The 23,627-nt window shown below is 51.6% G+C and carries 22 protein-coding genes; 10 read left to right on the top strand and 12 right to left on the bottom strand.

The genetic code is table 11. From position 1 onward, the window contains the following. Positions 1 to 97: 97 nt before the first annotated feature. Positions 98 to 1,312 (top strand): MFS transporter, encoded by a 1,215-nt coding sequence (locus Q8O77_RS03045; protein ID WP_305551396.1) that lies wholly within the window; start codon positions 98 to 100, stop codon positions 1,310 to 1,312. A 64-nt stretch (positions 1,313 to 1,376) separates the two neighbouring features. Here the strand turns inward: Q8O77_RS03045 and Q8O77_RS03040 are convergent, their stop codons facing one another. Next, positions 1,377 to 2,270, bottom strand: coding sequence for a LysR family transcriptional regulator (locus Q8O77_RS03040; protein WP_305551395.1), 894 nt, complete (start codon positions 2,268 to 2,270; stop codon positions 1,377 to 1,379). 99 nt (positions 2,271 to 2,369) lie between these two features. On the opposite strand from Q8O77_RS03040, the gene Q8O77_RS03035 reads away from it, so the two are divergent. Continuing rightward, positions 2,370 to 3,473: an alpha/beta hydrolase family protein gene (locus Q8O77_RS03035; RefSeq protein ID WP_305551394.1), complete on the top strand. Its 1,104-nt coding sequence runs from the start codon at positions 2,370 to 2,372 to the stop codon at positions 3,471 to 3,473. 39 nt (positions 3,474 to 3,512) lie between these two features. On the opposite strand, the gene Q8O77_RS03030 is transcribed toward Q8O77_RS03035, so the two are convergent. Continuing rightward, positions 3,513 to 4,427 (bottom strand): LysR family transcriptional regulator, encoded by a 915-nt coding sequence (locus tag Q8O77_RS03030; RefSeq protein WP_305551393.1) that lies wholly within the window; start codon positions 4,425 to 4,427, stop codon positions 3,513 to 3,515. A gap of 117 nt (positions 4,428 to 4,544) precedes the next feature. Here Q8O77_RS03030 and Q8O77_RS03025 point away from each other — a divergent pair, with 117 nt between their 5' ends. After that, the gene (locus Q8O77_RS03025) at positions 4,545 to 5,183 is read left to right on the top strand and encodes an NAD(P)-dependent oxidoreductase (RefSeq protein WP_305551392.1); all 639 of its coding nucleotides are present in this window, start codon (positions 4,545 to 4,547) and stop codon (positions 5,181 to 5,183) included. A 19-nt stretch (positions 5,184 to 5,202) separates the two neighbouring features. On the opposite strand, the gene Q8O77_RS03020 is transcribed toward Q8O77_RS03025, so the two are convergent. The 6 genes from Q8O77_RS03020 to Q8O77_RS02995 all read right to left on the bottom strand — a co-directional run bounded on the left by Q8O77_RS03020 (position 5,203) and on the right by Q8O77_RS02995 (position 11,976). Then, positions 5,203 to 5,667: a PepSY domain-containing protein gene (locus Q8O77_RS03020; protein ID WP_305551391.1), complete on the bottom strand. Its 465-nt coding sequence runs from the start codon at positions 5,665 to 5,667 to the stop codon at positions 5,203 to 5,205. A 276-nt stretch (positions 5,668 to 5,943) separates the two neighbouring features. Continuing rightward, positions 5,944 to 8,049, bottom strand: a complete 2,106-nt coding sequence (locus Q8O77_RS03015) for a TonB-dependent siderophore receptor (RefSeq protein ID WP_305551390.1) — start codon at positions 8,047 to 8,049, stop codon at positions 5,944 to 5,946. Between the two features lie 228 nt (positions 8,050 to 8,277). Further along, entirely contained in the window at positions 8,278 to 10,713 is a 2,436-nt protein-coding gene (locus tag Q8O77_RS03010; protein WP_305551389.1) for a TonB-dependent siderophore receptor, read from the bottom strand. Between the two features lie 149 nt (positions 10,714 to 10,862). Beyond that, entirely contained in the window at positions 10,863 to 11,300 is a 438-nt protein-coding gene (locus tag Q8O77_RS03005; RefSeq protein ID WP_305551388.1) for a DUF3429 domain-containing protein, read from the bottom strand. Then, positions 11,300 to 11,629 carry a hypothetical protein gene (locus Q8O77_RS03000; protein ID WP_305551387.1) on the bottom strand — a complete coding sequence of 110 codons (330 nt, stop codon included), beginning with the start codon at positions 11,627 to 11,629 and terminating at the stop codon, positions 11,300 to 11,302. Before Q8O77_RS03000 ends, Q8O77_RS03005 begins: the two co-directional genes overlap by 1 nt. A gap of 2 nt (positions 11,630 to 11,631) precedes the next feature. Then, a complete protein-coding gene (locus Q8O77_RS02995) occupies positions 11,632 to 11,976 on the bottom strand; it encodes a thiol-disulfide oxidoreductase DCC family protein (RefSeq protein ID WP_305551386.1) in 345 nt (114 codons plus the stop codon). A 173-nt stretch (positions 11,977 to 12,149) separates the two neighbouring features. On the opposite strand from Q8O77_RS02995, the gene cueR reads away from it, so the two are divergent. Next, entirely contained in the window at positions 12,150 to 12,548 is a 399-nt protein-coding gene (gene cueR, locus Q8O77_RS02990) for a Cu(I)-responsive transcriptional regulator (protein ID WP_305551385.1), read from the top strand. A 21-nt stretch (positions 12,549 to 12,569) separates the two neighbouring features. Beyond that, positions 12,570 to 14,816 (top strand): heavy metal translocating P-type ATPase, encoded by a 2,247-nt coding sequence (locus Q8O77_RS02985; protein ID WP_305551384.1) that lies wholly within the window; start codon positions 12,570 to 12,572, stop codon positions 14,814 to 14,816. Here the strand turns inward: Q8O77_RS02985 and Q8O77_RS02980 are convergent. Next, positions 14,813 to 15,748 carry a sodium-dependent bicarbonate transport family permease gene (locus tag Q8O77_RS02980; RefSeq protein ID WP_305551383.1) on the bottom strand — a complete coding sequence of 312 codons (936 nt, stop codon included), beginning with the start codon at positions 15,746 to 15,748 and terminating at the stop codon, positions 14,813 to 14,815. The genes Q8O77_RS02985 and Q8O77_RS02980 overlap by 4 nt on opposite strands. Positions 15,749 to 15,879: 131 nt before the next feature. Here Q8O77_RS02980 and Q8O77_RS02975 point away from each other — a divergent pair, with 131 nt between their 5' ends. After that, complete coding sequence (locus Q8O77_RS02975) at positions 15,880 to 16,812, top strand: LysR family transcriptional regulator (RefSeq protein ID WP_305551382.1); 933 nt, start codon at positions 15,880 to 15,882, stop codon at positions 16,810 to 16,812. Between the two features lie 46 nt (positions 16,813 to 16,858). Here Q8O77_RS02975 and Q8O77_RS02970 read toward each other — a convergent pair whose 3' ends face one another. Then, positions 16,859 to 18,715 (bottom strand): M1 family metallopeptidase, encoded by a 1,857-nt coding sequence (locus tag Q8O77_RS02970; protein ID WP_305551381.1) that lies wholly within the window; start codon positions 18,713 to 18,715, stop codon positions 16,859 to 16,861. Positions 18,716 to 18,851: 136 nt separating this feature from the next. Here Q8O77_RS02970 and Q8O77_RS02965 point away from each other — a divergent pair, with 136 nt between their 5' ends. Further along, the gene (locus Q8O77_RS02965) at positions 18,852 to 19,592 is read left to right on the top strand and encodes an SIMPL domain-containing protein (RefSeq protein ID WP_305551380.1); all 741 of its coding nucleotides are present in this window, start codon (positions 18,852 to 18,854) and stop codon (positions 19,590 to 19,592) included. A gap of 95 nt (positions 19,593 to 19,687) precedes the next feature. Continuing rightward, positions 19,688 to 20,938 carry a DUF2254 domain-containing protein gene (locus Q8O77_RS02960; RefSeq protein WP_305551379.1) on the top strand — a complete coding sequence of 417 codons (1,251 nt, stop codon included), beginning with the start codon at positions 19,688 to 19,690 and terminating at the stop codon, positions 20,936 to 20,938. A 20-nt stretch (positions 20,939 to 20,958) separates the two neighbouring features. On the opposite strand, the gene Q8O77_RS02955 is transcribed toward Q8O77_RS02960, so the two are convergent. After that, positions 20,959 to 21,507, bottom strand: a complete 549-nt coding sequence (locus Q8O77_RS02955; protein ID WP_305551378.1) for a TetR/AcrR family transcriptional regulator — start codon at positions 21,505 to 21,507, stop codon at positions 20,959 to 20,961. Between the two features lie 118 nt (positions 21,508 to 21,625). Between Q8O77_RS02955 and Q8O77_RS02950 the strand changes: the two genes are divergently transcribed. Next, complete coding sequence (locus tag Q8O77_RS02950; RefSeq protein ID WP_305551377.1) at positions 21,626 to 22,105, top strand: DUF4199 domain-containing protein; 480 nt, start codon at positions 21,626 to 21,628, stop codon at positions 22,103 to 22,105. Between the two features lie 5 nt (positions 22,106 to 22,110). Then, positions 22,111 to 22,536 (top strand): CBS domain-containing protein, encoded by a 426-nt coding sequence (locus Q8O77_RS02945; RefSeq protein WP_305551376.1) that lies wholly within the window; start codon positions 22,111 to 22,113, stop codon positions 22,534 to 22,536. Here Q8O77_RS02945 and Q8O77_RS02940 read toward each other — a convergent pair. After that, positions 22,531 to 23,616 (bottom strand): acyl-CoA desaturase, encoded by a 1,086-nt coding sequence (locus tag Q8O77_RS02940; RefSeq protein WP_305551375.1) that lies wholly within the window; start codon positions 23,614 to 23,616, stop codon positions 22,531 to 22,533. The genes Q8O77_RS02945 and Q8O77_RS02940 overlap by 6 nt on opposite strands. Positions 23,617 to 23,627 lie beyond the last annotated feature (11 nt).

Below are 23,627 nucleotides of genomic sequence, written 5' to 3'. Positions count from 1 at the left end.
GTCGCAGCCAAGCGGCCAACCGGCGCTGGCCGTGTATTGCTAATGTTCCGATAGTATATACTTGCCGCCTTTTTCGTTTATCCGGCGCCGGAGAATTATGACAAGCGTTACTAAGGCTGCTGCATCTGTTGCAGTTGCACCTGCAGCATTGGCTTTACCCGTTGTAGGGGCTGTCAGTTTTGTGCATTTGCTAAACGATCTGATCCAGGCGGTTTTGCCGGCTATTTATCCGATGCTAAAACAGCAATATCTGCTGAGTTTTGCCCAGATTGGCCTGATCACGCTGATTTTTCAAATTACCGCGTCGTTATTACAACCGGCCATAGGCTTCTATACCGATAAACACCCCAAGCCCTGGTTATTACCGCTTGGCATGGTATTTACGCTGCTGGGGCTGGTTATGCTAAGCCAGGTAGACAGCTTTGCCATGTTGCTGCTGGCATCTGCGATGATTGGCCTGGGCTCATCCACCTTTCACCCTGAGGCGTCAAGAGTGGCGCGTATGGCATCCGGCGGCCGCTATGGCCTGGCGCAGGCGGTGTTTCAGGTCGGCGGCAATGCCGGTTCGGCACTGGGGCCTTTATTAGCCGCCGTGATTATTATTCCGCGCGGGCAGGGCAGCATAGGCTGGTTTTGTTTGTTTGCCATTATCGGCATTATTGTGTTGCAGCGCGTTAGCCGTTGGGTTATTGCCTCACATGCCACGGCGGCCAAACGCAGCAGTGTAGTTGCGGACAACGGTTTATCGCCCCGGCAAACCAAACAGGCATTGCTGGTGTTGGCGCTGCTGGTATTGTCCAAGTATGTGTATATGACCTGCCTGAGTAATTTTTATACCTTTTATCTGATTGAAAAGTTTGCCGTGTCGGTTGGCGACTCGCAGTTATTTTTATTTCTGTTTCTGGCATCAGTGGCGGTGGGCACCGTAATAGGCGGTCCGGTAGGCGACAGAATAGGTCGCAAGCCGGTGATCTGGGTGTCTATTTTAGGCGCAGCACCGCTTACCTTGTTGTTACCCTATAGCAACCTGTTTGGCGCTGCGGTGCTAACAGTGCTGATAGGTTTGGTGATGTCGTCGGCGTTTTCGGCCATTATTGTGTTTGCGCAGGAGTTGGTACCGCGCAATATCGGTATGATCTCGGGGATTTTTTACGGCATGATGTTTGGCTTTAGCGGCATTGCCGCTGCAGTGCTGGGCATAGTGGCCGACGCCACCAGCATTACTTATATCTTTAAGCTGTGCGCCTGGTTACCACTGCTGGGCATGCTGGCAGTATGGCTGCCGGATATGCGCCGTAGCGGCACGCAGTAATTGATTTTGTGCTCCTTAAACACCTGATAGGTAAACGAATCAACCTGGTAAATATTTACGTCCATTAACGATTCCTAACCAGTTCAATAAATTTTTTTAGTACAGGCGATTTATTCTGTTCCGGATAAACCAGCGCAATGCCCATAGAAAGGCCACTAAATTCATTATCAAGTGGCCTGAAAACCACGCCTTCACGTTTCACTTTTTGTAGCGATGTCGACATAAACGCCATGCCACGCCCTTCAGCAATCGCAGCCAACAGCATGTGATGGTCTGCAGGCTCCGGAATGAGGTTGAAAGTAAAACCTAGCTGAGCAAAAAAAGCGCTGCAGTAATCGTAATAACCGGGGTTTAACTGGCGCTTAAACCAAAACATCGACTCGCCACAAATATCAGCAGCGCGTATTTTCCGTTTCCGCGCTAACCTGTGGTTGGAGGATAATGCCAGCACCAATGGCTGATTAAAAATAGTTTCTGATATTAAACCTTCTGCGTGGGTATGCAGGGTGATGAATGCCGCATCTATGACGCCATTTTTTAAATCTTGAACCAAACGGATAGAATGCTTCAGGCTCGGGCTTATTTTCCACTGCGGATAGCATGCCCTCAAATCATCCAGCACCTCGGGTATGTCTGCAGGGTCAAACACCGTTGTGTAGCCGACAACAAAGCGCCCGGCGTCTTGCATTCGTAATGCCTGCGCCGCGGCAACCGCTTTTTCAGCCTGTTTCAATGTCCGTTTAACTTCCGGCAAAAAAGCCATGCCGGCAGCTGACAGTTCTACTCCGGTAGAACTGCGTATAAAGAGCCCAACACCGAGATGATCTTCAAGCTGTCGAATTTGCCGCGTCAATGGCGGCTGGGAAATATGTAACCGTTTTGCTGCTCTGCCGAAATGTAACTCTTCAGCTAGTGCAACAAAATAGCGGAACTGGCGAAGATCAATAGATTTATTCATACCGAAAAGGTATCACGAAAAGAGTATTAGACACTATGAGAAAAACCGCTTAGTTTCAATACCGAATCAGTTAACAAACCAACTAAGGTCATAATTCTTATGCACAATCCAGTAGGGTTAATCGTTACTTTTGCCATGATGTTAGCCATGGCATTGGCTGGCAAAGCACAGGCATCCGGCCCCGACCCATCATTTGCCAGCTCAGCTGCAACATCTAGTTTTACTGCTGTCACTATTACCGCTCCTGCCTTGGCCGGCAATATCATTGGCGAGCCTGCTCAACGCGAGCTGTGGGTATATCTTCCGGCCGCTTATTTCACTGCTGACACTGCACTGCCGGTTATTTATTTTCTGCCGGGATTCGGCACCGACGCTATAACGGGTGTAGAGGTGCAAGCCGATTTTGACAACAGCTTTAAAACACTTCAACCCGCTATAGTGGTGATTATTTCCGGCGTGAATCGTTATCGCGGCAGTTTTTTTGTTGATTCAGCCGTCACTGGCAACTGGGCAGAGTTTATGTTTAACGATGTGGTTAACTACGTTGATGCCAACTATCGCACCTTAGCCAAGCCAGAGGCTCGCGGTATAGCGGGGCATTCTATGGGCGGTTTTGGCGCGCTTAATTTAGCCATGCGGCATGCCGATATTTTTGGTTCCGTCTTTGCAATGGCACCAGGGTTAGTAGACAGTAGCGGCATGCTTGATACGCAAATATTTGATACGCAAGCCCACATTAAACGCTTTATTGCTTCGCTATCCGGCATTAAACAAATGCCAGCGCAAGAGGCACTAGCTAGCCTGAGCAACAACCGCAGTGCTTTTGATATTGCCTATGGCATGGCCTTTGCGCCAATACTTACACCGCCGTATTTTGAATATCCCTATACTGTCGTTAATAACACGCTGGTGGTTGATGAAACAATAATGGCCAAATGGAATGCAGGTTTTGGCGATGTTCAGCGCAAAATTATTGAATTTAAACCGCAGTTAAAGTCATTAAATGGTATTGGCCTCGACTGCGGAATAAACGATGAGTTTCAATGGATTGTCAGAGGCTGTGAGCATTTTCACCGCGAGCTTACAGCAGCAGGTATCGAGCATGTTTACACCACTCACAGAGGGCGGCATATGAATCAACTACCGGCTCGTACTCTGGAGGTTATGCTGCCATTTTTTTCACAACGATTGGCAACGCAGTAAATTATTAGAATTATTAGGGACGCACCCTATTTAATTATCTCAAACCAACTGCTGATACTGCTGCAAAAAATCAACAAAGGCGGTTACCCGTGCCGGGCGAAAGCGGCCTGGTGGGTATACCGCGTAAATACCGGCTTGCGCTAAGCTCCAGTCGGGCAGTAGCCGGACTAACTGCCCGCTGCTTACCAGATCGCGGGCGCTGTAGTCGGGCAGTATGCCCATGCCGGCACCGGCCAGCATTAAGGCTGTAATGGTTTGGGTAGAGCTGGTTTTAAGCGCGGCCGGCAAATACTGGCTAACTTGCTGTTTGGCCCCGGTGTGCGGGTTGGTTTGGCTAAAAGTCCACTGCTGCGGTTGGCTAAGCGGCGTAAAGGCGATAAAGCGCTGGCTGGCTAAATCGGCCGGTTGCTGCGGTATACCGGCTTGGGCCAGATAGGCCGGGGCGGCCAGCAGCCATTGCTCAAAATTGCCGAGCTTACGGGCATGCTGGCCGGAGTCTTTTAACCAACCGGCGCGAATGCTTAAATCGATACCTTCTTTGATTAAATCTTTTACCAGATCGCTGCTGCGAAACTCTACCTCTAAGGCCGGATGCAGTGCCATAAAGGCCACTACGGCAGTGGCCAGTACGCGGTTGGTGTAATCTTCCGGTGCGCTTAGCACCAGCTTGCCCTGCAATACCTTGTCGCTGCTTTGCAATTGCTGTAGCGCTTGTTGCAGCTCGTCGAGCAGCGGCAGGCAGTCGCGCAGCAGCTGCTCGCCGGCGCGGGTTAAGCTGAGCTGGCGTGTGGTGCGGCGAAACAGCGCCACGCCCAGTTGCTGCTCCAGCGCTTTTAACTGCAGGCTAATAGTAGTTTTGCTACAGCCCAGTTGTTCAGCTGCGGCGGTAAAGCTGCCGGCCTGCTGTAAACGCTGCACCAGCTGCAGGCTATTTAAATCCGCTTGATTTGGCATGATTGTTTTAATTTATTAAACAGTGATTTTAATATTAAGCTATTTTTCTGTGTTAATCGAGCCGCGATAATGCCTGCACATTAATTGTTCAGACAGCAACCTTGTGAGGAAAATAGGATGGAATTAGTTATTTTAGGAGCATCAGGTTTTATCGGCTCGGCCATTACTGCCGAGGCACTAAGCCGTGGCCACACTGTAACGGCAGTGGTAAACCGGCCGGAGCGCATAGCGGCTAAAGCGGGCTTAACGGTGGTAGGGCTGGATATTAACGATACGCCGGCGTTAACCAAACTGCTTAATGGCAAGGCGGTGGTGATCAGTGCCTTTAGCGGCCACGCGCAGCAAGACGTAAAGGGCTACTATTTACAGGCGTTTAATTCGGTATTTACCGCGGCAACGGCAGGCAAGGTAGGCCGTTTGCTGGTAGTTGGTGGTGCGGCAACATTAATGCTCCCCGATGGCAGCCGCTTACTGGATAGCCCGGATTTTCCGGCGGAATATCGCGCTACCGCCGAAGGTGCGGCAGAGGTACTGCAGCAGCTACGCGGACAAAATGTGCTGAATTGGAGCTTTTTATCACCGGCGGCAGAGATTTTTCCGGGCGATAAAACCGGCAGCTTCCGGCTGGGGTTAGATAATTTACTTACCGACAGCGCAGGTAAAAGCCGTATTGCTAACGGTGATTATGCCGCGGCAATGCTGGATGAAGCCGAGCAACCGCAACATCTGAATAAACGCTTTAGTGTGGCGTATTAATAAGGTCGTGAATGCTCCGTTAGTCCGGTAAACCGGCCAGGCGTGAACGACGTCGGGCCGGTTTAAAGCGTTGCCATAATAATGCCAAACCGCTTAGGGTAAACAGCAAGGATGCTGCGGCGGTGGCGATAAGCAGCGGGTTATTAAAGTTACTGCGATCCTGATAATCCATAATGTGCAGCATCCAGAAAAAGTCGAACACACGCCAGCCGTTGGTTCTTACCCGTTGTACCAAGCCTGTTGCCGGGTCCAGATAAAAGCTGGTGTTATTGGCATCGTTAAATTGCACTATCCAAAGCGGTGCGGTCAGATTTTTAACTTCCTGTGGCAGTTGCTGTAATAACTGTACCTTTTGCAATTGGCCTTGCCCAAGGTATTGTGCTGTCGCCAGTTGTCGGATCTGGTGTTCGGTTAAATTTGATACCGGTTTGCCGGTAGTGGCTGAGTATCGGTAATGTTGATCATCATCTGCTACCAGGTACACCGGGCTTGCGCTAAGTTGCTGGTCGCTAATATGTAGTTGCTGGCTAAGGCTTAAGCTGGCGTTCGCACTATGGTGTTTAAGTATGCTCGCCGGCGCTACAGATACTGTATGCCAGGTTACGGTGCTACTGAAACGTAAATGCTCCCCCGTACTTGCTCAATAGGCATAACCGCCATCACGAGGCCACTTAAAAACCAGAATATAATCTGGAGAACCAAGATTAAACCCAGCCAATTGTGCAACCAGCGACAAGCTTTGATCATAAATACCACTCGACTACATAAAGTTAAAACGGATACCGGCATTTACCGAGCGGCCGGCACCTTTCAGTTGGCTAAAGCCGTTGCTGTTGTCCTGGCGGTATTCAGCGATATTGACGCCGCCAAGTGGCAGTTCATAGTCTTTATCCAGCAGGTTGCTGATGCCAAAACTCAGTGTTAGCTGATTATGTTGCCATTGGCTATTCAGATCCAATAAGGCGTAGCTGGCGGTTGGGTTTTCCAGCCGGCGACTGTCCAGCCGGCTTTTGCCATCCTGCCATTGCCATTTTAGTGCAGTTTGCAGCTTACCCAGCTGATGTTGCAGTTGAACTGACGTATTAAATGGCCTTTGCTGGTAAAGGGGCTCGTTACTATTGTCGCGAGTAGCCCGGTTTACTTTGGCCTCTGCTTGCAACTGCCACTGACCCAAACGGGCGTCTGACGCTAACAGCCATTGGCCACTGGCTCCAATGCCATATAAAGTGGCGTCTAAATTAACAAACTGCAGCCGGTGACGCAGGTTGTCGCCGGTATTAAAGTTGCCGGCGATGCTCACGTCGATAAAATCCGCAACCTTGGTGTAAAACGGCCGCAATTGCAGCATGGTGTTATCACTGCTGTAAAGATAAGCAATACTCAGGGTGCGGGCGGTTTCGGGCTTCAGGTTAATATCGCCGATATAGCCGTTGCCGTCACCAAACCAGCCAATCATGGTGATGGCCATTTGGCCCTGGCCCCAGCTGTAACGTTCATACAGGTTGGGGGCGCGGTTTTTCTGTGCCAGACCAAACTGCAGTTGCTGCGCGTCATCCAACTGATAACTGGCTGAAAAGCTCAGATCCGCCAGCGTATCGCTCTGCTTGCGGTCTTGCTGGTTAAACGCCTGCGCTGCTACTGCATCGGCCGCCATCATGCCCATCATCATGTTGTTGTAAGCCTGCACATCGCCGGTATTGCTGCTAACCTGCTCAAGCCGCGCGCCATAGTTAAGCAGCAATTTTGCCGTTAATTGTTGGTTAAGCTCGGCAAAAATCGCCAGACGCCGGCGTTTGCCATCATTAATATTGATGTAATCGTTCGGGCCCATCATCATCGAGCCTGGCACTGCCGGCCAGATATCGTTTAAACGGAACTGATAAAACTCGTGGCCGACTTTTAGCGTACTGCCGTTTGATATTGCAGTTTGCCAGTGCAGCTGATAGCTGTAATCGTCACTGTCGGTCAGCATCGGCATGGTGCCGGGCTTTTCTGCGCTAAAAAAGCCCATTTCGTGCTTAATGCCTTGCCAGTTCACCCGCGCCAGCAAGTCACCGTCTGCCAGAGGGCGCTGATATTGCAGCGTAGCACCAAAGCTCTGGTTTTCTGTCATGTCCATATACTGGTTGGCAAAGCCCTGAAACGGAATGTACTGATGGCTAAGCTTAACCGCCAGTTGCTCTTCGCCATCCTGCCAGGCGCCAACCAACTGATGGTTTTGCGCGCGGTACAAGGTGTCAGGCACCTTATCGTCGTTGCCGTCGCGATAGCTGTTGGCATCGCTATAGGCGCCGTCGTATTTCAGGCTGAATTGTTTACTGGAAAACTCTGTGCCGCCAGTGATATTAACTGCGTCGCCATTACTCTGATAACGGTTGCCCAGGTAACTACGTTGATGTGAAAGTTTGTCGCTGTCGCTAAAGCCGGGGTTGAAACTGCTGACGCTAATCACACCGGCGATATTATCGCCACCCATGCTAACCGGAGAAATACCGGCTACCACTGTGACGGCATTTATCTGATTGGCGGAAATATACGACAGCGGCGGGTTCATTTCATTGGCACAGGCTGCGCCGATATCACTACCATCAATTAATACTTTAATACGGTTGCCCATCATGCCGTTTAATACCGGCAAGGCTGAAACCCCTCCGGCAGCAGAGAAATCAACGCCCTTTGCGCGCAACAACTGCTGGCTGTCGCCCGGACTGGTTTGCCAGTTTAGCCCTTTAACTTCAATCACTTCCAGTTGTGCATTGGCGGCCTCTGACAGAGCGCTGCAAGAGACCAGCAGTAACAGACTCAAGCTGGAGTAGCGTAGTGCGGTGCATTGACGGCCCGGCATAACGTAGTGCATGTGTAACATAAAGCAGTCCTTAACAAAAAATGTTCGGCTGCTAGTGTAATAAATTCAAATGCTTAACAGAGTGTGACATATTGTCGCAGTAAGCTGGGTTAGTCCGCTGCGGTACTCTGCTGTGCGCAATAGCACAAACAAGCAGGCCCGGGCGGGTAAAAAGTATTCGCCGGCACTGCCTTATTTCAGGCGATGCCGGCTGCCATTGCAGGTTTGGCAGAGGTGAGGCGGTATGGCTTAAAACTGATAACTTATTGTCAGTTTTACGTTGCGCTCGTTGCCGGGTAAGCCACCTAAAAATAGCGCCTTGCTATAGTAGTATTTGTTAAACAGGTTTTCGAGATTCAGCTGTACCTTTACGTTGTCAGTGTTGTAACGCAGCGCCATATCCCAGCGGGTATAGGCCGGTACAAAAGCTTCCGGAATACCAAAACTTACCGAATTAATGGAACGCTCGCTTTCATAACTGGCGCCGAGGCTGGCTTCAAACAGCTTGGCCGACGCTACCAGGGGTAACTGATAGCTTAACCAGGCACGGGCAGTTTTTTCCGGTACCCCTTTGGTTTGGCCGGATTTGGTTTGGGCCCGGATTTCTATCGCATCCTGCACAATACCATTCACGTTTAAACGCCAACGCTCAGCCAGCACCAGGTTCAGATCAAACTCAAAACCTTTAGTTTGGTCTTCATCATCAAAAAAGTACCGTGGTACGCCAATATTAAACTCAGGATCGTTAGGGTTATCGTTGTACTCAGGGTTGTTATAGCGCAAGTTAGTACGGCGTGTTTCAAACCAGACCAGTGAGCCTAACAGATTTTCGTCAAAGGCAGTGAAGCGCAAGCCAACATCAAAAGATTTAGATTCAGAGTCCGGCCGGTTTAGTTCATTGCTGGTGCTTTCATCTGCCACAGCACCCAATACGCTATAAGCCGTCCGGCCCTGTGCCCGGTTAACGAAAGCGGCCAATTGCGGTGTAAATTGGTAATTCAAGCCGAGATTATAAGTAGTACCCGCATCGTCACTATTGGCTTCTTTAGCAATACCTGGCGCACGGTCGGTACCCTTATGCTGATATTGCTGCTCTACACGGGTATAAGCAATGCCTGCCCGTGCGGTTAAGGCGTCTGATAGATACAGCACTTCCTGTAAACTAACGCCGTAAGCGGTGACGGCTTTGTCATAATTACTTGTTAAAACCGGCGAATAACTCATAAAGTCAGCCGTTGGCCAGTTTGCCTGCCTGATATCCAGGATGTAGGGGATCGCATTTGCGTCTTTGGCTGCACCATCTGCATCATAGGCGGACCAGCTTGTCAGCCGCATGTCACGGTTTTCTGCATTTACGCTGACTAAATGCTCGCCGGTTACGTTAGCCCAGCGCCACTTCGACGTTAAATCTGCAAAATATTGCCAGGTATCTTCTGCAGATTGCTGCCGGCGGTACTCCTGGCGTCTTGCTGCAAATGGATATAATTCACCATCCAGCACCAGAGGGGCGCGCGGATCAGCATTAATAACGCCACTGCGCTGCCAATATAAATAGTTGTAGGCGCCTGTTTGTCTTACAAAATCTGAGTCATAACTGCGCCATAACAGCTGCTGGCTAAGTGTAGTGCTTTGGCTAAGATCCCAATCATGCCGTAGCTTTATTCTTAACTCTTCGCCCATGTTGGGGGTAGCTAAGGGGGAAATAAGGTTAGCTTTACCCAAGCGATAAGGTGCCGTGCCATCTGTGGCTAAAATAGAGGCCGCCAATTGCGCCCGCTGCGCTTCCGTTAGCTGTAAGCCCGGGCCTTGAGGATCGTTGGGCAATTGCTCCGCCGTGAGCTTGCCTTGCCCGCCAACGACACTGTCCCAATTGATAACTCTGACCGGATCACCATTGGAGTCAATTTGGTTGGCATCATCAATATAAGCGGCACTGAGTAACCATTGCTGCTGCTTGTTGGGTTGAAATCGCACGCTGGCATACACTTCGTCACGATCGCGGGTTAAATTACGAAAGCCATCGCTGCGTTCATGATTAGCAACCACACGATATGCCCAACCAGGTTGTAAAGCGCCGGTTGCATCGATACCAAGCGCATAGGTATTCCAGGCGCCGGCTTTGGCATTTACCTGGTACGCAGCTTTATCAAGCGGTTTCTTTTCTACCATATTGATCACGCCACCGGCGGCACCTATGCCATATAAACCAGTGGCAGGCCCTTTAAGCACCTCTAAGCTTTCGATATTGGTCATCGAGCGGGTAGGGTTGTAGCTATTGCCTAAGTCGGCTCCGCCATACATGCCGTCATAGGTATAATTGACGCCTAAACCACGTAAAATCAGTGTGTCGCCAATGCCATAGTTATTACCGGCCTGGCCTAAACCACTGATATTACGTAACGCTTCCTGTAGAGTACTATTGTTTTGGCTGGCTAATAACTCAGAGTCTACCACCACCACAGCCGCTGGAGTTTGCATCAGCGCCATATCAGACTTGGTAGCGGTTCCTGAGGCTAAAATTAACTGGTTATGAGTGCCGTAAACACTGATCCGTTCAATTTTTTCCTGTTCTCCGGTGGCTTCGGCAGCTGACGCGACAGGCATAGCCAATAAAGTACTTACCAGCGCCAGCTGAACTGCTTGCGATAAAGACGTTTTAATAAAATGTGGACGTGACGCTGCCATACAACCCTCAAAAATTACACAACCAGATAGGAAAACAGAGGGCGCGCAATATAACAATGATTGCAAATGATAACAACTATCATTTGCAATTTTATTTGACTGTTGAAAGTAACGGCGTTGATGTGGCAGCTTATCGCTGTTGGTGAAATCTAGCCTGCTCTGGTTATCAGATAGTAAAGCAGGGAATGGCTTGCCAGTACTACTAAGGTTAAGTGGTTACGCAAAGCACGATAACTTTTGCTGTACTGACGGTTAATACCCAGCCGGTATTCGCTTAAACGCAGCAATACAAACAAACAGGCCTGAGCAAGCAAGAAGTATTCAACCGCGGTCAATAAGGCGATAAAGCTCAGCACAGGGAAGGTTACTGCCGCTATGGCTAAATGGTCAGTTTTTGCTGCGGTTGTAGTGTTGCTATGCAGTACAGGCCACAACACGCCTGCCATAAAGCCTAAAATCAGTGCACTGTACAAGCTGTAGAGTTCAAGAGTCAGTGCTGCACTGAGATAAAAAGGTTGCAGGTACAATAGCGGCAGGGCAATAAAAGGCATTAAGCCGGCATAACCCAACACGGATAAGCGTGACATTATAAGTTCTCCATTAAAATAGCCTGGCGCTCGTCTTCGGTTAATATGCCTACCAATACTGTACGCCGACGCAGTTTATTCATCCGTTCGCCGTTATCCAGCAGTGCCGACTTAAACAATTCAGGCTGGTTAATACAATCTAAAATACTAAACCAGTGAATATAGCCACTATGGCGCAGTAAACCGGTCTGATAACGTTGTTCAAGCGTGTTAAGTACTTGCGCCAGCCGCTCGGGCTCTGCCAGTAACTTATCGGCCATGGCGCTGTGCAGGCGTAAGATCTGCGCATCGGTTGCTGCGCTTTGTTTGGTTAAGGTTCGCCGGCGCATGGTTATAGGGTGCAATCGCCGCTTGAGCAGTTGCTGCGTTTTGCGGCCCAGTACGCATAGGCTTTGCCGGCCAGCCAGTAACAAGGCGGCAGGCGCAAAAACGCTACCAGCCAGCTGTGGCCGGCCAGTTGCCAGTAATGCAGCGTTGCGTCTATGCCAATCAGGAAATGATCATCCCGCCACAAATGAATTTGCTGCATCATGGCCGCTTTATTTACCCCGGCAAAGCCGCTAAAACCGTCGGCGCTGATATCCACCAGCTCAAGATGAGGCCGCAGCTTAGGGGCCAGCCAATTAATTTCGCGCTGGCATAAAGCACAGCTGCCATCAAAAAACAGTTTTTGCATCTTTTGCCTCTTTTGCACAGCTAAGTGCTTAATTCCGCTGTTGGCTAAATGCTGTTGCTGCGGTTACGGCTGGCGCGCATTATGGATCAGTGTGTTTAGTCGCTATTGCCGCTTGACCTTGCCATGAGGGTAAGGTTCATACTGCTCTTAGTGTGATGCAGCAGGAGACAGCAATGAATATTGGTCAGGCAGCCGCGGCAAGTGGCCTTAGCGCAAAAATGATCCGCCATTATGAGCAAAGCGGGCTGTTGCAGCCGACGCAGCGCAGCGAGGCCGGTTACCGGCAATACCAGAGCAAAGATATTGAAATACTTAAGTTTATTCGCCGCGCCCGTATATTGGGCTTTTCACTGGCCGATATTGCCGGCCTGTTGGCGCTGTGGCAAAACCCGCAGCGCTCTAATACTGTGGTAAAGCAGGTAGCGCAGCAGCACTTAGCTGAAGTAGAGCTAAAACTGCAAGAGCTGCATGCAATGAAACAAACCTTGCAGCAGATGATAGCGCAATGTGCGGCAGACGGTGGCGCGCACTGTGCCATTTTACAGCACCTGGCTAAGCCAACCCGTAGTTAAACCGGTAGCGGAGACAAACTAATGTCGAAAACAATGCTAAATATCAGCGGTATGCACTGCGGCTCTTGTGTTGGCAAGGTAGAAAAAGCCTTACTGGCGGTGCCTGGCGTACAGGCCGCCAGTGTTAACCTGGCCACCGAGCAGGCGCAGGTAGAGGGCAGCGCCGCTGTGGCCGCCTTAGTGGCAGCGTTACAGGGCGCCGGTTATAAAGCCACCGCGCTGGAGCCCGAGGCGGATAAACAGGCCGCGCAGCAGGATAAAACGGCACAAAAGCAGGCAGAACAAGCTGTGTTGCTGCGCGATCTGTGGCTGGCTGCGGCGTTAACCTTACCGGTATTTATATTGGAAATGGGCGCGCACCTTATTCCGGCGTTTCATCACTGGTTAATGGCCACTTTGGGCCAAAGCCTGAACTGGCAACTTCAGGCTGTGCTGACCACGCTGGTGCTGCTGGGGCCGGGCCGGCGTTTTATGCAAACCGGTATTCCGCTGCTGTTAAAAGGCCAGCCGGAGATGAATTCCTTAGTGGCGCTGGGTACTTTATCGGCCTGGGGCTTTTCGCTGGTGGCGACCTTTATGCCGCAGCTGCTGCCTTCCGGTACCGCGCAGGTGTATTTTGAAGCCGCAGCAGTAATAGTGACGCTGATTTTACTGGGGCGTTATCTGGAAGCGCGCGCTAAAGGCCAAACCGGCGCAGCGATACAGCAGTTACTCAGTTTGCAGCCATCTACGGCAACGCTGCTGATAGACGGCAACCAGCATAAAGTTGCGCTGGCGCAAATTAAGCCGGGTGACCTGTTATTAGTGCGCGCCGGTGAGCGTATTGCGCTGGATGCCAAAGTAGAACAGGGCGAGTCCTATATCGATGAGTCGATGCTAAGCGGCGAGCCGCTGGCCAAAGCCAAACAACGCGGTGATGCGGTGTATGCCGGTACGGTAAATAAACAGGGCGTGTTGCAGGTGCGGGTGAGCAAAGCTGCCGGCGATACCGTGCTGGCGCAAATTATTGCTCTGGTGCAGCAGGCACAAAGCGACAAATTGCCGGTGCAGGCGCTGGTAGATAAAGTAACGGCGATTTTTGTGCCGCTGGTGATGCTGCTGGCGGCTGGTACCTTTGCCGTCTGGTGGCTGTGGGGGCCAGAGCCAGCCCTTAGCCTGGCGCTGGTCAATGCCGTTGCGGTGCTGATTATTGCCTGCCCCTGTGCCATGGGCCTGGCCACCCCGACTTCTATAATGGTGGGCACCGGTCGCGCTGCGCAGCTTGGCATCTTGTTTCGCCAGGGCAGTGCGCTGCAAACGCTGCGCGATTGTAAGGTAATAGCGCTGGATAAAACCGGCACTCTAACCGAAGGTAAGCCGCAACTGACCGACACCTTAATACTGCAAGCAGGCCTGAATGCGCAGGATATTCTGGCGCTGGCTGCGGCACTGGAGCAACAATCTGAGCATCCGCTGGCCGAGGCCTTAGTGACCGCCGCGGCGCAGCAGCAACTGACATTGCCGCAGGTAAGCGATTTTAAAGTGCACAGCGGCATGGGGGTAAGCGGCACGGTTAATGGCCAACAGCTTGCCATTGGTGCCGACCGTTTTATGCAACAGCTTAAGCTGGATGTAACCGCGCAGGCGGCTCAGGTTGAGGCGTTAGCCAAAAGCGGTAAGACGGTGTTGTATCTGGCGCTGGATAACAAGCTTGCGGCAATGCTGGCGGTGGCCGATACGCTAAAACCCGGCTCAGCAGATGCGATAGCGGCTATGCACCAGTTGGGTTTAAAAGTGGCGATGATAAGCGGCGATAACCGCCATACCGCCGAAGCGATCGCCAAACAGTTACAGATTGATACCGTGGTGGCCGAAGTGTTGCCGCAGGGCAAGGTTGATGCCGTAAAACAGCTACGCGCTGAGTTTGGCGCTGTGGCTTTTGTTGGTGATGGTATTAACGATGCACCGGCGCTGGCAGAGGCCGATATTGGTCTGGCGGTGGGTAACGGTACCGATATCGCCATAGAAGCGGCCGATGTGGTGTTAATGCGTGCCGACATTATGGGTGTAGTTAATGCCATAGCGCTTAGCAAAGCCACCTTGCGCAATATCCGCCAGAATTTATTCTGGGCCTTTGGCTACAACGCGCTGCTGTTGCCGGTAGCGGCCGGGGCACTGTATCCGGCCTTTGGCCTGCTGTTATCACCAATGCTGGCGGCCGGTGCTATGGCATTATCCAGCGTGTTTGTCGTAACTAACGCGCTGCGGCTGCGCCGCTTAGCACTTTAACCGGTTAGCGCTGTGATCCAGCTTAAATACAGCGGCAGGCCAATCAGTACATTTAGTGGGAAGGTAATGCCCAGAGCCGCCAGCAGTGCCAGGCCGATATCGGCATCAGGTATGGCGGCGCGGATGGCTGCCGGGGCGGCAATGTAAGACGCGCTGGCCATCAGCCCGGCTAATACCAGAATACTGCCGCTACTTAGCCCCAGCAGCAGGCCCAGGCCAATACCCAGCCAGGCCAGCACAAAGGGCGCCAGCAAGGCGAACAGCATCAGCCGCCATTGTTTAACCGGCAATGGCGAGCACACTTTGGCGGTGCACAGGCCCATTTCCAGTAAAAACAGGGCTAAAAGGGTACTGAAGCCGCCCATTAACACGGGTGTAATGCCGGATAAACCAGCAGGGCCATACAGCCAGCCAATCAGTAAACCACCGCCGAGCAATAATACGCCGCGACTGGTTAAGGCTTCATGCAGTATCGCCAACGAGCCGGCTTTACCGCCGTTTACATAACGATACAACCACAGCATGGTGACAATAGCCGGTAGCTCCAGCAGCACCAGATACAAGGTGGTTTGCGGCTGCAGCGGCAGGTTATGTTGCATCGCCAGCGCCATTACCACGGCAAAGGTACCGGCGCTTACCGAGCCGTAGTGCGCTGCCACGCTGGCCGCATTGGCGCTGCTAAGGCGCACCAGTTTGCGTAGCAGCGGGTATAGCATTAGCGGCAGCGCTACACCGGTAGCGGCAATCAGGCCAAGTTCGGGCAATATTGGCATCAGCGGTACACCGTGCAGTGCCATACCACCTTTTAAGCCCAGGGTTAGCATCAGCAAAATCGACAGGGTTTCGTAGATCGGCAGTGGGACTTTTAAGTCGGATTTTACCAGCCCGGCCAACAAGCCCAGGGCAAAAAACGCGATCACAACATCAGGCATGACACTCTCCGCTAAATGAAAACCGGCGCAGTGTGCCGAAAATTTTTTCTATTGCCTAATTAATAATATAAGTGTGTTATATAGATAATTATCTATGGATGTTTTTGTAGATCTGGTAGGAAGAGGGCGCAATGGACGTACGGCAATTAAGTTTTCGCTTGTTGCAGGTGTATATCAAGGTAGTGCAACTGGGCAGTGTTTCCGCGGCGGCGCGGGCACTGCATTTAACCCAGCCGACGGTATCCTTGCAGTTGAAAAAACTGTCTGAGGTGTTAAACGAGCCGTTATTGCAAAGCCACGCCGGTGCCTTACAACCCACGGCTGCGGGCCAGGCGTTGTATCAGGCGGCCTGTGATGTGCTAAGCCGGTTTGATGATTTAGATAGTGAAATAAGTGAGCTGCACGCCGGGCGGCGCGGCAGCTTAAGCATAGCGGTGGTGAACACCGCGCAGTATTTAATGCCGCGCATTTTAGGGCCGTTTTACCGCCGTTTTCCACAGATTGAGGTGACCCTGCATATTGGCAATCGGGCGCAAATTTTAAGCCGTTTTGAGCAGCAACAAGACGATATTTACCTGTTTAGCCACCCGCCCGGTGGTGAGCATGTGCTGGCCACGCCGATAGTGAAAAACCCGCTGCAGCTTATTGCGCCATCAGAGCATTGGGCGGTGGGGCAGCGGCAGCTGAGTTTTGTACAGCTAAAGCAAGAGCGGTTTTTACTGCGCGAGCCCGGCAGTGCCACCCGGATGATGTTTGAAGCCTGGCTAAGCAGCCAGGGCATACAGCTTAGCCACAGTATGCAGATTGAAAGCAACGAAGCAATACGGCTGAGCGTAGCGGCGGGGCTGGGGTTGTCGGTGATTTCCGGCCATACCTTGCTGGAGGGGCGGGAAAAACTGGCGGTGCTGGATGTGGCGGGTTTTCCGCTTAACAGCCATTGGTATCTGGTACGTAATGCCGATAAGCGCTTATCTTACGCGGCGCAGTCGTTAACGCAGTTTATTGCTGCACATTTGCCGGACTGTATTGAGGCCGATTGGCTGTTAGACAAGGTTAAACTGTAACAGCGCTGCCGCGCTAAATGGCGGCAGCGCTAAAACAGGCGTTCAGCTATTTAAGTAGCTCATCAACCGAGCCCTGCGCCAGCGGGTGGTAACCGGGCCGGGCTTTTTCGTACACGGCACGGGCAAAGGCCAGGCCTTCCGGGATGCTGGCCAGCTGTTTATACAGCGGAATAATCAGCTTACGCCGGCCGATATTAACCAGATATTGCTCCAGCGCGGCGGCAATGTCCTGGTAACCGGTTTTCAATGCCAGCAAATACCAGGCATGAGCAATTTCGCTGTTAGTCGATTGCGTCAGGTTAAAGGTGGCGTCCAGCTCTGCCAGTTGCTCCGGTGTAATAGTCAGCGGCAGGTTATTAATAAAATACAGCCATTCGTGCACTGTCCAGTTGGCAGTAGGCAGGCTGCTGAGTTCGCTGTTGCCGGCCAGCCAGTTGTTAGCCTGTTGCTGCACCTGATTAAACGCATCCGACTGCGGATCAGGTGTGCCCGCGGGCAAGCCAGGCTGGTAAATCCAGCTTTTTGCCTCATCCAGCGACACTATGCCCGGGTGTTTTTGCAGTAAGTGGGTATTTAAGTAGGTTACAAAGCGTGCGGTGTCCAGGCTTTGAAACGCATGGTCGTCAAAGTACTGCCGTACGAACGGATCAAACTTATCGCGGCCGAACTTTTGCTCCAGGTAGATTAAAAACAGCTGGCCTTTGGTGTAAGGCACGCCGCTAAAAGCATCGTCCGGATCACGGCCATGCAAGTCAAGGTGCAAAATACTGTCGTTAGCGGCTAGCTCTGCCAGCTCGTCTTTTAAGCCCTGCACCGATAAGGCCTGTTCCATAATGGCGCGATCGGTACCGAATACCTGCTCCATAATGCGGTTTTCGACATAGGAGGTAAAACCTTCGTTCAGCCATAGGTCGCGCCAGGTAGCGTTAGTTACCAGGTTGCCGGACCAGGAGTGCGCCAGCTCGTGAGCAATTAAATTCACCAGGCTGCCATCACCGGCTACTACGGTGGGGGTAATAAAGCTCAGTACCGGGTTTTCCATACCGCCAAACGGGAAGCTGGGCGGTAAAATCAGTAAGTCGTAGCGGCCCCAGCGGTAGTCGCCATACAGCTGTTCTGTGGCGTCGATCATTGCCTGGGTGCTGGCAAACTCTTCGGCTGAGGCGTTAAGAATATAAGGCTCGGCATAGACGCCGGTTTGCTCACTCATGGCTTTAAATTGTAAGTCGCCGGCGGCTATAGCAATTAAATAAGCCGGAATGGCTTGCGGCATCACAAACTGGTAATCACCATCGCGGCTCATGCCAGGTTCATTATTGGCGCTCATAATAGCCAGTACGTCGTCGCGGGTTTGGATCCTGGCGCTGTAGGTCATGCGTACGGCAGGGGTGTCCTGAATGGGGATCCAGCTGCGGGCATGAATTGCCTGGTTCTGGCTGAACATAAAGGGCGTGGTTTTACCGGCGGTTTGCTCTGGCGTTAACCACTGCAGGCCGGAGGCCTTGTCGGTCGAGCTATAGTAAATACGCAGTGTTTGCGCCTGAAAGGTCGGGCTGATTGTGAGCTTGCTGCCCAGCACCGCATCGCGCTGCCCCAGGCTAAAAGGCACTTTTTGCCAGTTGCCGTCGGCCCTTTTGGCGTAAATACGCTCTATAACCAGATCGCGCGTGTCCAAATATACCCTGTTGTCGCTGCTGTTTAGCCAGTTAAGTTGTAAATCGGCAAAGCCGGTTAAGGCTTTTTGCTCAAAGTTAACGGCTAAATCCAGGTGCAGGTGCTTTACCGTTACCGCATCAAAGTTGGCGTAGGTGTAGGCATCGGTTGCGGCCAGAGTATTTGTAGCAACAAAAGCATAGCTGCTGCAGAGCAAAGCAGTGCCAAGAGTAAGCAGGCGTGCAGACATGGTGTTTCCTTAGAAGCGAAAGAGAGCAGAGTGTAAAGGCAAACTCAGGCCAAATACAACTCTACAAATAATGACAACTTAACGGCAGCAGTTTTGCTGTAATGGGCATTAAATCCTGTTCAATAACGAGGTATATATGAAGTTAACTATTTTAACCACAGCTTTAACCACTGTTTTAAGCTTGGGCCTGAGCGCTGCTGTGCAGGCCAGCCCGTTACCGGATTTTCCGTTTATTACTGTCAGTGGTGAAGCCAAACTGGATGTGGCACCGGACAAAGCGCGTATTCAGTTTGTTATCCGCCACACGGCAGCTAAAGCCGATGCCGCCACCGAAGCGGTATATAAGCAAGGCCGCGATCTGATGCAATTTCTGGCCGCGCAGGGCGTTAGCGAAGCCGATATAGATGCCTCACAAATTAATAAAGAAGCGCTGTATAAAGATTATAACGACAGAACCATTACCGGCTATGAAGCCAGCCAGCCGATCACAGTAACGCTGAACCAACTGGGCAACTATGTGGCAGTGATGGACTACTTGTTTAAGCAGCCGCAGATATTCTCGATTCAGGGCAGTTTTGACAGCAGCCAGCGCGAGCAGCACGAGCTTAAACTAAGCGAACAGGCCGGTGCTGATGCCCGCCGCCGTGCTGATCATCTGGCCGCCGCCCAGGGCGTAAAGATCAGTAGCGTATTTGCTATCAGCGACAGCGCAGGCTGGGGCGCGCTGGCCGGTGATTTTGGTTTTGCCGGCAGTGCCGTCAGCTTTGGTGCTATGCGTAAAAATGCTGAAATGGCCGACAGCAGCGCCAATTTAGTGTTGCCACGGCATATTACGCTGCAAAAATCAGTGAATGTGATCTACAAAATTAAACCCTGAACCGTTTTGAATAACGTACGCCCTGCCTTGTGATCCGGCAGTGCTTTGGGTATGTTGTTATTTATCTTCGTTAATTGTACTAAAAGGCCCGAATCATGGTATCAAAGTGGGGCTGGCAATTATTACAGTTAAGCCGCAAGTTGTGGGTTCGTACTGTATCTTTTGCCGTGCTGGCGCTACTATCGGCCGGGCTTGCGGTAGTGCTGCAGGATCACATTCCTGACGCCTTAGCCGATATTATCGGTGCCGGTGCGGCCGGGGAAATACTGACGATTCTGGCCTCCAGCATGCTTACCGTTACCACTTTTTCGCTTAGTGTAATGGTAGCTGCTTACAGCGCGTCTACCAACAATGTGTCGCCGCGTGCCACCAGGTTGTTAATGGAAGACAGCACTACGCAAAATGCGCTGGCCACCTTTGTCGGCTCGTTTTTATTCAGTATTGTCAGCATTATTTTGTTAAACACCGAACTGTACGACAAACGCGGCGAAGTGGTGTTGTTTCTTACTACCATCCTGGTGGTGGCATTAATAGTAGTGATGATGCTGGTGTGGATCAATCACTTATCCGGCCTTGGCCGGGTGGGCGAAACGGCAAATAAAGTAGAAGACGAGGCCTATGCGGCGTTAAAGCGGCACAACGCGGCGCCCTGGTTGCAAGCCGCGCAGCTGAGCAGCCTTGACGATATACCGGCGAACGCCAAACCGCTGTTAAGCAACTGCATCGGCTATTTGCAGCACATTGATATTAAAGCACTGAATAAATGGGGTGCTGAGCATAACTGCCAGCTGTATGTCAGTGTGCGGCCCGGGGTGTTTATTGAACCCAGCCGGCCGTTGTTGTGGCTAAGCCCGGCTCCGGCAACTGACAACACGGCGCTGTTGGATGCATTTTGTATCCGCGATTACCGCACCTTTGACCAGGATCCGCGTTTTGGCTTGCTGGTACTGGCCGAGATTGCTTCGAAAGCCTTATCGCCGGCCATTAATGACCCCGGCACGGCGATTGAAATTATCGGCCGCGGTATGCGGGTATTAAGTAACTGGCAACAAACTGCGCCGCAGCAAGCCGAAGTGACATATCCGCAGGTATTTGTGTTGCCGCTGCAACTGAGCGAGCTGTTTGACGATTTTTATACCCCGATAGCCCGTGATGGTGCCGCCATGCTGGAAGTACAAATTCGCCTGCAAAAAAGCCTGTTGGCGTTATCCGGCCAGCACAGCGAATTTCGCCCGCATGCACTGCGCCAGTCTGCTGCGGCCCTGGCCCGCGCCGAACATGCGATGGCTTATAGTGAAGATATTAAAACGCTTAAAGCGTTGCACCAGCAACTGCGTGACAGCTAGCGCTATAGCTTATGCCCCATTTAGCGCCATAAGCGCACTGCATCGCCCCACTGCAACTTGCGCTGCAGTATCTTCAGGCTGCGCTGCTGCCCGGCCGAGCTGTCATTTAACCAGTAAATAAATACAGCGACAAACAGGCTGCTTAATGCCAGCTCCTGGCCAATCCTCGCTGTGCCGCTGGCAGTTAAGCCGGCCGCCTCACGCAGCCACTGCACAGTGCGGCTGATGCGTAAAATACCGTCCAGTTGCAAATGAATATGGCCCGGTTCCAGTTTATACAGCAGCATCTGGCCGGTAAGTTTATGGTAGGGCGCAAGCGCCGCCAGCCAATGCTGTATTGCCTGTTGCAGCCGGGTTGTGGCAGGTAACTCTTTACTGATCTGTGCACTTAGCAGCGCCAGATCGGCCCGGTCAAACCAGGCATCGACTAAATCATCCTTTTGCCGGTAATGCCGGTAAATATCCGCCAGGCTGATATGCAGCGCAGTGGCAATCTGTTGCAGCGTTAGCTGCTCCCAGCCGGTTTTCGCTGCCAGTTGCAGTGCGGTATCAAGGATCTGTTGGCGCATAAGCTTTACCTTTATCTGCTGCAGCTTTTAAGTATAGATATGTCTGCGTAAACGGCTGGTAAAGCCATATAAAAGCGCTATAGTTTTGCTGTGTCTACGCTAACAAGAACAATAGGTTATGCAAAAATATCTGACAGAAATACGCTGGGGCTTTATTTTTACTGCGGTAATGCTGCTATGGATGTGGGGCGAGCAGTTAGTCGGCTTACATGGCCGGCATATTGCGCAGCACGCTACTTATACCAACCTGTTTGCCATACCGGCGATACTGGTTTATGTACTGGCGCTTAGGCAGAAAAAGACACGCGATTATAACGGCACTATGAGCTGGAAACAGGGCATGCAAGCGGGGCTGCTAATTACGCTGGTGGTGGTGCTGTTAAGCCCGGCAGCGCAGTGGCTAACCCACAAGGTAATTACCCCGGACTATTTCCCCAACGTGCAGGCTTATGCCATAGCACAGGGCATGATGAGCACAGAGCGGGCTGCGGAGTATTTCAGCTTAAACAACTATATGCTGCAAAGCGTGATAGGCGCTGCCATTATGGGCGTGCTAACCTCAGTTATCGTCGCGTTTTTCCTGCGCAGTAAAGGTTAACCCTGATGCTTAATATCGCTCAATTAATGAGTACCAAACCGGTTAGCGTATCGCCGGATGATGCGCTGACGGTGGTAAAGCAGATTTTTGACCATGTAAAGTTTCACCATGTGTTGGTGGTGGAAAATGGCATTTTACTTGGCGTGTTATCTGATCGTGATTTGTTTAAAGCGCTGAGCCCGCATATAGGCACTGCCGCCGAGACGCCGCGTGATTTAGCGACGCTAAACAAGAAAGTGCACCAAATAATGCTACGCCAGCCGGTTACCTTGCAGCCGCAGGCTAAGGTAATGGATGCCATTCAGCTATTTAATACGCATGGCGTATCTTGTATTCCGGTGGTAGACAGCCAGAACCGGCCGCAGGGTATTTTAAGCTGGCGCGATATTATCCGCGCGCTGGACCGCACCGATAAGCGTACTGCGTCATAACCCTTTTACAGCTTTCCCGCCACCCGGCAGTGAATAGCGCATAATCCTCAGAAATACCGTGCTGTACTGGCGCACAAAGCTGCCGCTGTTGTACGGAATAGCATATTTTGTCGCTATAGCCTGCACCTGTTTCGCCATAGCAGGGTAGTGCCGCGCCGGAATATCTGGAAACAGATGGTGCTCTATCTGGCAGCTTAAATGGCCGGTTAAAATATGCAGCCAGGTAGGGCCGGTAAAGTTTGATGAACCCAGCATTTGGCGATAATACCACTGACCACGGCTTTCGCCTTCGCACTGTGCAGCGTTGAAGGCATACACTTCTTTGGTAAAATGGCCGCAGAAAATTACGGTTGAAGTCCATAAGTTGCGGATTAAATTCGCCAACAAATTGCCACACAATACCCACAGCCACATTGGCCCCGCGATAAGCGGGAAGAACAGATAATCTTTTATCAACTGGCGGGCACCCTTGCCAAAAAAGGCTTTTTTTAGTTCGCTGTCGCTAACCTGTGAATGGCGATCAGCCTTCTTTTTGCCGGCGAATACCCGCTGCGCGGCCAGCTCGTGATACGACACGCCCCATTGAAACAACATGCTTAGCAGCAGGTAAGTGCCGCCTTGCCATAAGTTACGCAGCCGCCAGCGAAAATCGTTACTTAAGCGCAGCAGGCCGTAACCAAAGTCGCGGTCTTTGCCAATAATATTGGTGTAAGTGTGGTGCTCAAAGTTATGTGTGCGCTGCCAACTTCCGGCATCGCAGGCAATATCCCATTCATAGCGTTTGGAATGCAGCACCGGGTCGTTCATCCAGTCGTATTGACCATGCAGCACATTGTGACCAATTTCCATATTGTCGAGTATTTTTGCCAATGCTAACAGCAACACACCTGCCAGCCAAAGCCAGGGCGTAATAAAGCCCAGCACCAGCAAAATACGCCCGCTTAGTGCACTTAAGCGCTGCACCAGCAATACCCGACGGATATAGCGCGCATCGGCATCACCCAGTTGCTGTTGTACCTGTTGTTTTACGCTATCCAGCTCTTGCTCAAGCGCGGTAAATTGTGCAGTGGAAAGTTTCATCAATAATCCTG

Origin of the sequence: Rheinheimera sp., assembly GCF_030690345.1 — a bacterium.
Taxonomy (GTDB): domain Bacteria; phylum Pseudomonadota; class Gammaproteobacteria; order Enterobacterales; family Alteromonadaceae; genus Alishewanella.
The sequence above is the reverse complement of the archived record's forward strand: the minus strand, read 5'-3'. Positions and strand labels throughout refer to the sequence as shown.